The following is a 13,646-nucleotide window of genomic DNA, read 5'->3' as shown; positions in this document are numbered from 1 at the left end:
TTCGAGTGCATTCATCACGTCGGTCTCGTTCAGTAGACCGGCCATGACCATCAATTCACCCAGCCGTACACCCTTTTTGCGAGGCTGCATGAGCGACATGCGCAACGTCTCGTCCACGTGATGCTGTTGGTCAGTCCCTTCCTCTCCACCGCCGGCCGTGCGCAGAGCATTGATCGCTTCTTCGCGAGACATCATGCCGTCACGGATGCGAACCTGGATTTCCAGAGCCATCGTCAAAATCGTTTCAGGGAGCGCACCATTCAAAACCAATATTCGACCGAGCGGCAAGCCAGTTGCCTGGCTGCGTCCCATCGACTTAGCGAGCTGCTCTTTGGTGACCAGGCCGGCTTCGGAGAGAAGCTCGCCCAGCTTGTTTGACGAACCCTCGCCTGTCCCGGCATGCTGGTCTCGCACAACTTCTGCAAATGTCATGCCTGTCTTGCAAGCAATTTTCAAACAACCAGCAGCAAGATGCTGGTCGATGGTTCTGTCTCGCAACATCGATTGAGCGTCCACTGCCGCCTGCAAATCTCTTGGCGAGATATAGCGGAAATTGATCAACATCTGCCCGACGTGAACGTTCTTGCTGCCAGCCAGCTTCACCGCCTCGTCCAGCTGCTGCTGGGAAACCAGTCCTGCTTTGACGAGCAGGTCTCCTAGCAAAAAGTCAGTTGGATATCGAGTGACAGTAGACTTGGGTTTTGGTTTTAAGAAATCGAATGGCACGGCAGTTGAATTTCCTTCCCGGAGCTAGAAAACAAGATCAGGTGATAAATACCTGCCCTGCGGCAGCAATAATATCTCCTGCGACAATGGGTCGTAGACAATCAATCCCGCCCCGACATTGAGCGGTCCATCGCATATCTAATTATTACCCGCTTACACCCCCAATCACTCACGTGCAGCGAAATTTCCGTGATTTAAATCAGAGCTTGTCATCAACACTGCAAAAAACCACAGAAAACGCCGCTATTTCAGCCTTTGAAAGGAGCCAGACGCGATTCGAGCGAAGTCGAGCGCGTCAGATAAATCGGCTTGCCATGTGCATCAAAAACCTTGACCGAGCTGTCTGTGCGCAGCTGCCCGTCAGATACCTGCGTATAAGTGTTTAATTCTTCGTCCTGAAAAGTGGAAATAATTTTCTGAGTCTTTTTGTTGACAACCAGGTGTAAAGCGGTCACTTCGACGATAGCCACCTTGTCTCCCCGGCTGATTAAATCGTAAGTCGAAACTCGGTGATAATCCATGAAATTGCCTCTATCGATTTGCCCTGTGGCCTTTCGAGGGTCAAATAGTTGCCAGACTCTTCCTTGAGCGTCTTTATACGTGCCGAATTTATCCGTGACCCGGGCGACTGAAGTACCCGTTGTTTCAGCATGAGTGTTGGTTGCCAGATTGACGCGACTGACTTCAGTCGACTGAGTTCGCTCCCATGTACCCGCCAGCCAGTTCGGAACGGCAAACTTCTTGGCAGGAGCCTTACTTGTGTTCGGCCCAAAAGCAGCTGCCAGGTTGAAAGTTTTTCCGGGCATCGATGCTACTGGAACAGGCGTCAAACGTTCACTGTGCACGACGCCACCGGTGAGACGAATCGAGCTTGGCTTGGCATCCTGTGAGACGTCAGCGGCTCGGGCAGCGCCGAACCCCGCTGCCAATGACTGAAGGAGGCACATACAGAACAAGTAAAACCGTGAGCCGCGCATCGAAATTCCATTTAGCCTTTCGCTAATTGTAACTTGATTGCAGCACCTCCGTTCAGCTTCGGTATCAGGGGCGATGGCAGAGCACTTTTAAAGATGCACCACTCCCGGTCTGCAACAAATCATTTGCCAGGTTGGGACTTAGTCGCCAAATGCGGCACTGCATGCCGATTAATCCACTCCAGAACGCCTTTGAAGATTACTTCATCGAACTGCCCTTCCTCGAAAATCAAGTGTTCGGCTCTGCCAATGAAAATCATGTCCTTATCTTTATTGGGAATCGCCTGATAAATAGCCAGGGTACCCATCGGTTTCACAAGGTTGTCGCTGAAACCCTGAAAAATAATCACAGGAGTTTTGCTGATCTTGGTTGCCGCTTTGACGTTGTCACTCATGAAACTCTGGAAGTTTAGCAACTCGCTTGGTGAGAGCTTCATGCGCATTTGAGAATCACCTTCCCACATGTCACGCAAATCCATATCGGCAGTAGCCTGCTTGACGACGGCGCTACCGACGTCAAACTGCTCGTGCTTCTGATTGAGAAATTTAAGCGCTACTTTGAAGGCAGTTCTTCTGGCTTGATATCGAGAGCCGGAAGGAACGGAGCTTATCACTGCGTCAATCAAATTGGGAGACTCGGAGGCGATGCGCAAAGCAATAGCACCGCCCATCGACTCACCGAGCAGAATAAGGGGAATATCCGGATAATCACTGCGCATCTCGCGCAATATCCTCTGAATGTCAGACACGGCTGCCAGCAAATCAAGCTTCTGCGTCACTTCATCGTTTCGATAAGAACCGAAACCGCGCACATCAAATGAGACAAGTCCGTATCCTTCTTTCTGAATACGTTCACCGAACGCATTGTAGGCGCCGCTGTGCAACCCGAGCCCATGTACAGCGACGATAAGGCCTTTCAACGGTACAGTCGGATTGAAATAAGCAAAGCCAGGCGCTCTTTCACGACCAACTCGTTCTTTGAACCAGTTATCGAAAGTCTTCTCTCGCACCGATGGTGGCGCCGCCAGGACATCAGAAGGTATGCCGCTTTTAATAAAATCAAGACCACAATTGCGATTATTGTAGCCGCCCAGTGTTCCATACATATGATGACGGAGCGACTTTACCAGTTCGTCTTGATTGGGATAATCTTTGAACTCGCTGAGAATTCGCTCTTCGTTTTGATGACGGAAATTCCAGAAAACTTTCTTGAATAGAGTACCAGCCAATTCGATGCGGTTCAGACGTCGTTCTACAGAAGCCAGACTCATAAGAGCCCATGCCAGATGCGTATCATCCGGTCCATACTTGAGTAAATCTAATTGCGCTACTTCTTTGTAATATTTTTCCGCACTCTGATAGTTTTTCTCGATCAAATCGCAAGCCGCAAGTCCCTCGTAAAACGGCGCCAAATCGGCATTCCACTTACCTTGCAAAGTCGAAATAATGGAAATAGCTCTCTCATACATGACACGGGCTTTGTCTATTTTTTCATCAAGCAAGAACAGTCGCGCCTGCACCATGGCAGCGTCAGCCTCCGTCAGCGACTGCGGTGCGGCCAATTTCAAGGCCTCTGCCGAATCTTTTCTAGCCTCCTCCCACTCATCGAGCTGAGCCTCACATATTGACCGATTGACCAGACAGCGAGCCTTATCTGGCGATGCCAGAGTCTGGTCGAGCAACAATTTGCTCACTAATTCCTTAGCGCTCTTATAGTCACGCTTCCAGAAAGCTTGATTGGCAGTTTCAACCGCCTCCCCCGATAATGAAAATGCAGGCTGCACCACCATTAGTAAGCTGCAAATCAGAGCCCCGCAAATCATGGGCACTCCGGCAAATCGACGACTGAAACGAGACTGTTGAGATAAAGGTCCGAGTTCTTGATATTCCATTTTTTCAGCTAAATACGAGAAGTGATACTGAACGGCGAGCTAAGCAATTCTACTTCGCTTTGTCACGCCAGCGCCACAATACCTTTGCTATTTTCTTTCAGTTACTCAAATTCACCACTGCCAAATCGAGTCTGCTGGAAAGACAATTGAGCACCGATCAGGGCAAAACACCGAGGCATCTGACACCATATGAGGTGCAAAGTCGATTCTTCAATGTCCATATGCTCAACCATCGGCTGCAATGAAGCTCTGTCGCCACACCGCTACGGGTGACAATCCTCCGCTATAATTGTGTCCACATCACCTGGAACAGACTAAGTGCGCCTCAGACTATCGCTAGCCCACAAAGGCACTATCGCCGTCACTCTCATGCTAGCGTTCGAGCTTGCCTTCGTCTACACACTCTCGCAAATGCTCAATCATGCCGGTGAGCAACTTGAACGCGAAGAACGGGTGCGCGAAATCATTTCGCACTTAAACAATCTGACCCACCTCTTCAACCAGACGACAGTAGGCTTGACGCGCGTCGTACAGCACGGATGGCTGTCTGGCGAAACCGCTGAGCAATCAGAACAAAACCCGCAGTTTCAGAAGGAATATTACAACCAGCCACGCATGGTCAAACAAGAATGCATTGTCTTGCGAAAACTGGTTAAAGACGACCCAACTGCAACCCAGGCTCTAGACGACATCGACAGATATTGCAAAACCGGTCTGATGATGATGGAAAAAGTGCGCATGTGCGCATTCGGACAAAACTCGGGCGAGCAATACCAGTGGCTGGCAAAGCTGCACGCCCTGGGCGAACAGACGGTAGCAAGAGAAGCGGCATTGCTCAAGTATTACACTGAGATGGAGACGGACATCTCAGCGCAAGAAGCACGCGCACGTCAAACAGCTTCAACACTGATCGTGGTGTTGGCTGCATTCAACATCGGCATTGCATTTCTCTTCCTGTTCATCTTTACGGGCGGAATCACGGGACGCCTGAAAAGAGTCAGCGAAAACAGTCTTCGACTGGCAGTAGGACAGGAATTGCATCCGGTCATGAAGGGCAACGACGAAATTGCTAAACTCGATCGACAATTCCATGAAGTCGCTCAAGCACTGGAGGATGCCGCACAGAAAGAACGGGCGATCGTCGAAAATGCCACCGACCTGATCTGTTCGATCAGCAAAGACGCGCGCATTTTCAAAGTCAATCCGGCTGTCGAAAACATGCTCGGCTATGGCGTAGACGAACTGATTGGACAGCGCTACATCCTTTTCGTTGCAGAAGAATATCGCAACGGATTGAAAACATATCTCGATTCAGTCGTTAGAGCCACCAACAGCGCCCCCTATGAACTGCAATTGGTGAGAAAGGATCAAAGCACCATTTTTGCCATCTGGTCGGCGCAATGGTCAACCAAAGAAGAAATGTGGTTCAGCGTCGTACATGACATTTCTGAAAGGAAGCGCGAAGAGAATTTGATTCGAGCTAACGAAGAACGCATTCGCTCTGTCATCGAGAACCTTCCGGTCGGCGTCGTGACAACCGACTCCAGCGGCAAGGTCGAGTCGATAAACAGAATGACCAGTGAAATGTTTCTGGTTTCTGCTGAAGATATGATCAATCAGCCTGTCAGCAAATTATTTGAAGAAGAGGATAGTTCCGTAAAAGATCTACAGGCCGGCAAAACCCTTGAACAAATCGGCAAGAAAAGCAACGGCGAAACTTTTCCTGTCGAGCTCACTACTGCTGAGTACAAGGGATTCGAAGGCAACAGACTTTTAATTCACATCAAAGACATTACCGAGCGTCGCGAAATCGAAAAGTTGAAACAAGAGTTTATCGCTATGATCAGCCACGACCTGCGCACTCCGTTGACGTCTATAGGCGGCACTCTGACGCTGATTCAAGAAGGCATCTATGGACCGATCAACGAAGGCGGCACGAAACGCGTCGTCGACGCACAGCGAAACGTAGAACGCCTGATCAACCTGGTCAGCGATCTGCTCGACCTGGAAAAACTGGAAGCAGGCAAATTGACAATGGAGCTGGAACCGTGTGATGTACACGAAATCATCGAATCATCTGTGGGTTCCGTGAAAAGCTATGCCGAGCAAAAGGGAGTTTCCCTGCACGTCGACAGCCCCGGAGCAGCAATCACAGCCGACTCAGACCGGCTCGTGCAGGTACTCGTAAATCTGATTTCAAATGCAGTCAAGTTCTCGCCTGTTGGCGGAAACGTCTACGTATCGTCTTCGGCATCCAATGGTCACGTTTCAATGTTCGTGAAAGACGAGGGCCGAGGCATTCCCAAAGAATTTCAAGACAGTATTTTCGAGAAATTCCAGCAGGTGGCAGTCAGCGACGGTAAGCGCTCGATGGGAAGCGGACTCGGACTGGCGATTTGCAAAGCGATTGTCGAAAGCCACAATGGTCAGATAGGCGTGGAAAGTGACGGCGCCACCGGCAGCACTTTCTGGATTAAACTGCCCGCTGTGCAGTCCTAACAAACTGACGAACCTGCGATATACTCGGAAGTCAGATCCGGTAATACAGGACTTTCACCCGTGGCCAAGATAATTATGGTTGATGATGATGTCGCCCTCTGCGGAGTCGTGAAGGACTGGCTCGAATCACAGGGACACACTATAGAGACCGTTTTCACTGGTAGAGACGGCGAAGATTTTCTGACAACTTACAAGTATGACTTGATCATTTTGGACTGGACACTCCCTGATTTACAAGGAGTGGACATTTGCGGCAAAATGCGGCGCACAGGTCTGCAGACCCCGATACTTATGCTCACCGGCAAGACGCATATAGACGACAAAGAAAAAGGTCTGGACTCTGGGGCAGACGATTATTTAACTAAACCCTTCGATTTGAAAGAACTGTCAGCTCGTGTGCGCGCCATCTTGCGACGACCGGAGGCTGTGACCGGCAATCTCATCGTGCGCGGTGAGTTGAGGCTCGACACATCCTCACGCAAATTCATGGTGCGTGACAAAGAACTGAAACTCTACCCGAGAGATTTTGCTTTGCTCGAATTTTTCATGCGCCATCCCAATCAGGTGTTTCCCGCCGAAACTCTAGTAAACCGCGTCTGGTCCGCAGATGCGACAGCCGGTACCGATACAGTCAGAACAGCGGTCAAACGACTCAGACAGCAGCTGGAATCGGTAGGACTGAAAGAAACTCTTAGCACCGTATACGGTGTAGGGTACCAACTCGTCTGCCTTGACTGAGAAACTGGAAAACTACAATCAAAGCACAGACAAAATCGAGAATAGAAGATTATTGGGAAGCCATCAGAATTCCACTAATCAGCGCTTTTATCTTCTTTTACCTCTATACTGGCGCACTTTTTCTCTGCCCACCATCGCCCTGGCGAAAAACACTTCTGGCGCCATTTTGGAATATCCTGGAATACACCGGACTCTGGCAGTACTACACTGTCTTCGCCCCACCGCGCAACTTTAACCTCTATCTCGAGGGTGAGGTGCAACTCGAAAACGGCAAGACAATATTCTGGACCTACCCGCGCATAGAACGATTCGATTTCCTGCGCAAAATGCCGAAAGAACGATTTCGAAAGCTCTACAACGATATCGCCAATGAACCAAGCGATGCGGTTCTATGGCCGGATCTGGCACGATATATAGCCAGACAAGTTTATACGGAAACAGGCATCAGACCTGTGAAAGTCGGGCTGGTTCGGTTCTGGTCAGACATTCCGCCGCCTACAACCGACCCACTGCCAGAGCCGTCGACGACTTACAAATCGCACAAATACTTTACTTTTCCGATTCAACCAGATGATCTTGTCAATGACGGGAGCACGCAGAATTGAGGTCAGGAACACTTGCGTCATCTTTGAAAAATTTCTGGTTCGCACCAGCTTCACCCGCACCAGTTTGCCTTTTTCGCATCGCATACGGGCTGCTAGTGCTGATCACAGGGCTTTTGCTCACCCCAGACCTTCTCACCTGGTTCGGCTCCCACCCAGTGATTTCAACGCAGACAATTCACGACTGGGAAATGTCCGAGGCGCGCTTCAGCATATTTTTCCTGTTTCCGAGCTCTGACACAGTAGCCCTGGCTGTTTATGCCGCGTTGATGCTATCTGCAACTTGTCTGACACTTGGACTGTTCACCAGGTTTAGTGCCTTCGTAGTCTTTATCTGCCTCTGTTCATTCGATCAGCGCATGGCTTGCATCATGAATTCAGGCGATACACTGCTGCGGTTGGAAGCACTCTTGCTTATCTTTTCAGAAGCGGGCGCGCTCTATTCAGTTGACCGAATGCGCCTGCGCTCCTCTAATACAACGCCTCTCAACCTTGTCTCAGGCAGTCCGTGGGCACAACGCCTCTTGCAGCTGCAACTTGCCGGCGTCTATGCACAAACATTCTTCACTAAGATAGTTCACTCACAATGGCTGGATGGAACGGCTTTATACAATTGCAGTCGACTAACCGACTTCAGCAGATTGCCTTTTCCCATACTCTTCGACCATCTCTGGGTCTACCAGATTCTCTGCTGGCTGACTCTCCTGATCGAACTGGCTCTATTCACCCTGGTGTGGTGGAAAAAAACACGTTATCTCGTATTGCTGATCGGCACACTCTTCCACCTTTGTATTGACGTGACGATGAACATTCCAGTATTCGAGTACATAATGATCGCCAGTTACATAAATTTCCTGGAACCAGCTGATGTGCTTAATTTCGTTAGAAAGATTACTGCTCGAATTCGGCCACGTAGCCCGTATCAAAACCTAAAGTAGCGGCATAAGCCTTGGCGCTGACCTGCCGACGAAAGCGAATGTCGATGGCAGTGCCGTTGGTAGTGTAGCTCGGACGCACTGCCGATGGTCCAATTTTAAAAGCCCGATAAGTGGTGCTTGGCGTCATAGTTTCGTTAAAGTCTGACTGCGCACCCAGCAAAGGAATAGACCCGGCTCCATGCACGGGAAGCCCATTACCGGCAGCACCACCTGTGCCACTGGTGCCGCCCGTCGTGCCTGTACCGCCCGGCCCACCAGTGCTGCCGGTCCCAGATGTTCCCGAGGTACCGCCTGAGCCGCCGTTGCCGCCGTTGCCGCCATAACCTCCGCCGCAACCATCGCCTTGCAGACAAAATGAAATGCTTACGAAAGTGAGAATTAGACGGGTCAATTTATAGCTTTTCAATTCAAGTCAAGCTCCAGTCCGAAGGGTAGCTTCGATGTATCGGTCATGCCGACTGTGGTCTGCGCTGTCACAGGAGCACGCCGGTTAGCACGCAAGACATCACCAACATCCATCGCCACCTGATTATTATCGAGTGGCTCGCCGCCGTGCTTGCCACCGAGATTGGTACCAGGCTGGCGCACTTCGTCACGAATATAGACATCCCAGGTATTGGTAAAATCCAGTTGACCAGGCACGTTCTTCACGCCCTTCAAGTCAGGCAGCAACGGCGGGGTGATGCTGAACAAAGGCACGCTGCTGTTCTTGATAGCACCAAGAGACTCGGCGTACAATTGCTTGTTACTTGAAACAGAGTAAGGATAGGGCTTAAGTGGTGCGCTCTTGTACAGTACAGAGCCAGAAGAATCAAACTTGAATACATGAATGATGCCGGCCGGCACCGGTCCCAACGGAGTTCCGGTAGTGCCACCGGCAGTAGTGACAGGAGCAAACACAACCGTAGCAGGATTCGGCGAGGCGAGGGGAGCATTGGGCACCGCCAGCACCTGGTCAATCTTAGCTTTACAGCCGGCTCGACGAATCCAATCATAAAATGCCGCTCTCCAGACGACTCCGATCGGCGGGCTGATTGCAGCATCAAGAGGCCACTGACTGGCCGACATCATGGAGCCGCTATCCCAGGGGAAATCGCCGTTGATGGGAGTAAGCAAAGTAGACGGTCTGCTCACATCGTTGAGCTGAGCATTGGTAAGAATGTCGGCGAACTTTTTGATTTCAGGCACGGGTCCGTCAGGGAAACTCAATGAAAGAGACCCAGGCGCCGGCAAAGGATCGTACAAGCTGGAGGGAACGGCACAGGACTCGGCATGAACCTGATCGCCATTCATCGTAGTAGAAATGAACTGATTGGCTTCAGCTTTGACAATTGCCGGTATGCAGTAAGGAAGTGACTGGTCGCCACCAGGCACGAAAAGCTTGGGATCGGCTAGTGCCGAGTTCTTTCCAACAGAAGCAAATACAAAATCTGTATTCAAATACTTAATGTTCATGTCAGAACGATAGAAGCCCTCTACTTGCTGAGAAGGATCGACAGGCGCTGAAGCCGCCGGCTGAGGCACCGGAGTGTTTGTCGCAATGCCACCAGTTACAGTGCCCAGGGTAAGCTTCATGGAATTAGGCACATAGTAAGAAGCTCCGGTCATGCGAATATCATTTGCGGTATAAGCATTGATAGCGTCGACATACGGATACAGCCACCTGCCATCCTTGTCGACTACCTTGCCGCCCGGCAAAATAGCAGCATTCAGGGCATCGACCAGAGTTTTGGCGGCCTTTTTCGCATTCTTTGCGTCGAGGATGGCAAACTGCCGCATAGTTTCGTCATTAAGCTGATCAGCAATAATCAAGTCGAGACGAGCGGTTCCAATGATTGTATTGATTCCGTGTACCGGCATAGAGAGTTGGTCGGGGGCACTAGTACTGGTGCCAACGGGAGCGGCATCAGAAAGAGAAACGAAACCGAACTCATCAGTATTTACTACAAGACCGGCAAGATCACTGGCTGCCGCAAGAGCAGCAGACTCGATTGCTTTCTTCTGTTCAGCGTTGCTACCAAGCAAGCGCACATAGTTGAGTCCAAAAAATATAAGCGCAACAATAATTCCCATTGTTGCAACAATCAGAACCAGCATGCTTCCGCTCCGGCTGCGCACGACCTTGCGAGCGGGATAGGACAATAGGATACCGTGCGGAGCGTCGTACATCGTATCAACTCCTGACCGTGCTCGCGAAGTGGTGCGTGCGAACACTTAAATCCATCATATCTAAGAACACTGAACCCGGGTAGTGGGAAAGCTATATAAATCCCGCATAAAAAGTATAGGCAAGCGTTATCAAGAATTGAAAATGAAAACGGTTTCCATTTACAATTTTGCCGCAGAGTCAAACCCTGCCAAGACCATAACCAAGGGAACCCATGTCTATAAACCGCCAACTGGCCCTAAGTCTATCGATTTTCGCCAGCACTACAATCGGCAGCGCAGCACTGGCGGAAGATTCCATTCCGCTCAGTCCGCCAATCGAAATTAAGAACTCAAGCGATGGTCTGAAGTCACAATCGTCTAAAAGTCTGAACGCGAAACTTTTAAATTCCAGTGCCGGATCTACGTTTCTAGCCCAATCTGTTAATGCTGAGCCAGCGAAAACCAGTCAGAAGGCGGGGGCTCTCAATGGAAAGATCACGGATCAAACCAAAGAACATGTCATTAAAGATGCACGTGTTGTCTTGTCGAAAATTGGCGAAGAACACAAACGCTACCACACAGAAAGCAGAGCTGATGGTACTTACACCTTCCCTGACGTAGAGCCAGGGGAGTACGACTTCACAATCTCAGCTGCTGAGATGCTTTCCACGAATCAGAAAATTGCCATTGCCCCGGGTGAGTCGAAGATACTCGACATTGCCATGGAAGACCTGGAGCCGGTGGAAACACTTCGCATCACGGGTAAGCGCACACTGATCCACCCCGAATCAATCGGTGCCACCACTAATATCGATCACCGCTATATCTATGAATACAAGTCTGGAAATGACTTGCGACAGCTGATTGAAAGCACGCCTGGCATCATGAACGACAGCTACGGCAATGTCATCACCCGTGGTGAACACAACGCCATCAACTATGAATTGGACGGCGTGGTAATTCCAGAAGCAGCAGGAGTATTGCAGCAAAGCCAACCGGTCAGCCCGCGTTCTCTTCAGAACATGAAAGTCGACATAGGTGGTTACGAAGCCAGTGACGGTGGCGGTCCTCTCGGCGCTATCGCTCGAATGAAATCATTGCCGATCGATACTAAACCAAACTTCTTAATCGGCCAGCAAATCGGCGGTCCGCTCGCGGGAAGCATTTACTACAACACAAGCGGTGCCTTCAGCCAGAACCCCGACAGCAAGCTCTACAACTTACGTTTCAGCTCATCCGGACAATTTCGCGGTACCTCGCTGCGACTGGCACCCGGAACCAAAGATTTCGTAGGCAATGCTGGAGCCGATATTAATACCCTCTCCAGCCTCGTTTGGAAAGCCACCCCAAAAGATACATTTAAATTTGACCTGGCAATCAACGAAAGCTTTTTACAATCGCCTCTTTCAAAATTCTCCCGAAACAGCGGTGTGCGTGGTTTCCAACAAGATCGACAAGACTACTTCATCGCCAGCTGGAAAAGAAAAGGGGAGAAATTCTTCGACGAACTAAATCTGCACTTGCTAAACGGCTTTTACTCAGAAAGCTTCAAATCCAGCCCTGCCTTCGACCCTGCCCCCGTAATCAATGCAGAGCAGCCAATCTGGTCTCTTGCCGCGACGGCGCGAAGGTTCAATTATATTTTCTCGGCGCAGGGAGACATTTCAAAAGTCGTTCACAAAACCCACCACTTAAAAACCGGCTTTTTAACAGAAATTCGCCCGGTGCGCACCAAGTTTGGTGCCACATATTTCAATGCAGACTTGCCAGGCTCCCTGGCCGCAAGTGCAGAAGCAGCTGACCAGGTCAGCCAGTTGCAGGCAGCGGGCGACTACGTCGGAGCATCACAGGTCAATTTGAATCCGCTGCCATTCGGCGCAGTGATCAGCCCATTTACTGGAACCCCCGACGGACCGCAATTCAAAGGCAGCACATTTACCGGGTTCCGCTGGCTACAGAGCGCCTATCTGCAAGATAAATGGACACCCAAAACCGGATTCTGGAAACGACTAACCCTCGACGGCGGTGTGCGCTTTGACTTACAGCACAGCGTCTTCGGCAACAGCATGGCACTTGCGGAACAGGTCGCTTCTGTGCCCGACGTTCAGCCTTTCAGCCTAAAACCATACCAGACTCAGCGCGTTACTGACGCACAGGCAAGCGGCAGATACGGAGCTTCTTTCGTAGTCACTAAAAATACAGTGGTACGAGCCTCTTACTCGGACATTTTCACACCAACTCCGGTCGACACTTTTATCGCGCCATTTCTGGTGACCGGAGTCGACCCGGTGAACGGTATTTATCCGGGCACGCCACGCCCCCTACAGGCAACCCGTGGAAAGCTGGTAGACTTCAGTATCGAGCAACAAGTCGGACCAAGGTTTGTAACAAGAACGAACCTCTTCTATAAATACTTGCGAAATTTTGGCGATTCCGGCGTTATCGGAAACTTACCAATCTACAATCGCCTCACTAACAGCGCGCAAGAAGCGTACGGTGTTGAAACTCGCATCGACTTGAAACCAAAACGCGACGGCTACGGTTTGAATGGATTCCTTTCTAGCACTGTACAAGCAGCTTATTTGCGCGGAACGCACGGAGTCTCGGGAGGCTTCTATGATTTCCCAGAGCCACCTTTAGCTCAGTATCCCGACCACGACCGCCGCTTCCAGGGCACTGCAGGTTTGGGATATAAGGGCAGAGCGAACTGGTGGGTGTTGGGCGACGCACAAGTCAGCACGGGACTGCAGGATGGACGCGATGTCGCCATCTACGGTCCGCACCCGTCCCGTACACCAGTGATAACAAACCTGGGGTTGAGCGCGGGCTACAACACGTCTCTAGCACTGCGAAAACAATATCGATTCCTCCCGGCCTCATTCGACGTGCGCATAGAAAATCTTCTCAACCAACGTTATCCCACCAACCTGGGTAGCCCATTCCAGGGAACTCGTTATATGCTTCCATTAAGAGTGCTGGCAGGATGCGCCTGGCAATTCGGTCACGAACCATCGCAGGTTGCGGAGAAACCATCCAATAAACGCTCCTCGCAACCTTCTACGCAAATCTGAGTGCCTGCAACTTTCTGGACGCCTGCTTCGTCAAGCTGACAGTCTTTCGCGAGGTGGA

9 protein-coding genes are annotated in these 13,646 nt (G+C 50.6%); 5 read left to right on the top strand and 4 right to left on the bottom strand.

Annotated features, from left to right (window positions below):
• Positions 1-974: 974 nt before the first annotated feature.
• Complete coding sequence (locus EKK48_17285; GenBank protein ID RTL40205.1) at positions 975-1,703, bottom strand: hypothetical protein; 729 nt, start codon at positions 1,701-1,703, stop codon at positions 975-977.
• A 119-nt stretch (positions 1,704-1,822) separates the two neighbouring features.
• Positions 1,823-3,592 (bottom strand): alpha/beta fold hydrolase, encoded by a 1,770-nt coding sequence (locus tag EKK48_17280; GenBank protein ID RTL40204.1) that lies wholly within the window; start codon positions 3,590-3,592, stop codon positions 1,823-1,825.
• Positions 3,593-3,910: 318 nt separating this feature from the next.
• Here EKK48_17280 and EKK48_17275 point away from each other — a divergent pair, with 318 nt between their 5' ends.
• The 4 genes from EKK48_17275 to EKK48_17260 all read left to right on the top strand — a co-directional run bounded on the left by EKK48_17275 (position 3,911) and on the right by EKK48_17260 (position 8,369).
• Positions 3,911-6,091, top strand: a complete 2,181-nt coding sequence (locus EKK48_17275) for a PAS domain S-box protein (protein RTL40203.1) — start codon at positions 3,911-3,913, stop codon at positions 6,089-6,091.
• Positions 6,092-6,151: 60 nt separating this feature from the next.
• Entirely contained in the window at positions 6,152-6,829 is a 678-nt protein-coding gene (locus EKK48_17270; protein RTL40202.1) for a response regulator transcription factor, read from the top strand.
• A 254-nt stretch (positions 6,830-7,083) separates the two neighbouring features.
• Positions 7,084-7,434, top strand: a complete 351-nt coding sequence (locus EKK48_17265; protein ID RTL40201.1) for a hypothetical protein — start codon at positions 7,084-7,086, stop codon at positions 7,432-7,434.
• A gap of 23 nt (positions 7,435-7,457) precedes the next feature.
• Positions 7,458-8,369 (top strand): hypothetical protein, encoded by a 912-nt coding sequence (locus tag EKK48_17260; GenBank protein ID RTL40200.1) that lies wholly within the window; start codon positions 7,458-7,460, stop codon positions 8,367-8,369.
• Here the strand turns inward: EKK48_17260 and EKK48_17255 are convergent.
• A complete protein-coding gene (locus tag EKK48_17255; protein ID RTL40199.1) occupies positions 8,323-8,775 on the bottom strand; it encodes a hypothetical protein in 453 nt (150 codons plus the stop codon). The two genes, EKK48_17260 and EKK48_17255, sit on opposite strands and share 47 nt — an antisense overlap.
• Positions 8,772-10,538: a hypothetical protein gene (locus EKK48_17250; GenBank protein RTL40198.1), complete on the bottom strand. Its 1,767-nt coding sequence runs from the start codon at positions 10,536-10,538 to the stop codon at positions 8,772-8,774. The genes EKK48_17255 and EKK48_17250 overlap by 4 nt, the downstream gene beginning before the upstream one ends.
• Before the next feature lie 212 nt (positions 10,539-10,750).
• Here EKK48_17250 and EKK48_17245 point away from each other — a divergent pair, with 212 nt between their 5' ends.
• Positions 10,751-13,588 carry a TonB-dependent receptor gene (locus tag EKK48_17245; GenBank protein RTL40197.1) on the top strand — a complete coding sequence of 946 codons (2,838 nt, stop codon included), beginning with the start codon at positions 10,751-10,753 and terminating at the stop codon, positions 13,586-13,588.
• The last annotated feature ends 58 nt before the right edge of the window (positions 13,589-13,646 follow it).

The organism is Candidatus Melainabacteria bacterium, assembly GCA_003963305.1.
GTDB lineage: Bacteria > Cyanobacteriota > Vampirovibrionia > Obscuribacterales > Obscuribacteraceae > PALSA-1081.
The sequence above is the reverse complement of the archived record's forward strand: the minus strand, read 5'-3'. Positions and strand labels throughout refer to the sequence as shown.

Excerpts from the sequence above, each read along its gene's own strand:
- EKK48_17285 (RTL40205.1), bottom strand. The coding sequence starts at position 1,703 with ATGCGCGGCTCACGGTTTTACTTGTTCTGTATGTGCCTCCTTCAGTCA.
- EKK48_17250 (RTL40198.1), bottom strand. The coding sequence starts at position 10,538 with ATGTACGACGCTCCGCACGGTATCCTATTGTCCTATCCCGCTCGCAAG.
- EKK48_17280 (RTL40204.1), bottom strand. The coding sequence starts at position 3,592 with ATGGAATATCAAGAACTCGGACCTTTATCTCAACAGTCTCGTTTCAGT.
- EKK48_17245 (RTL40197.1), top strand. The coding sequence starts at position 10,751 with ATGTCTATAAACCGCCAACTGGCCCTAAGTCTATCGATTTTCGCCAGC.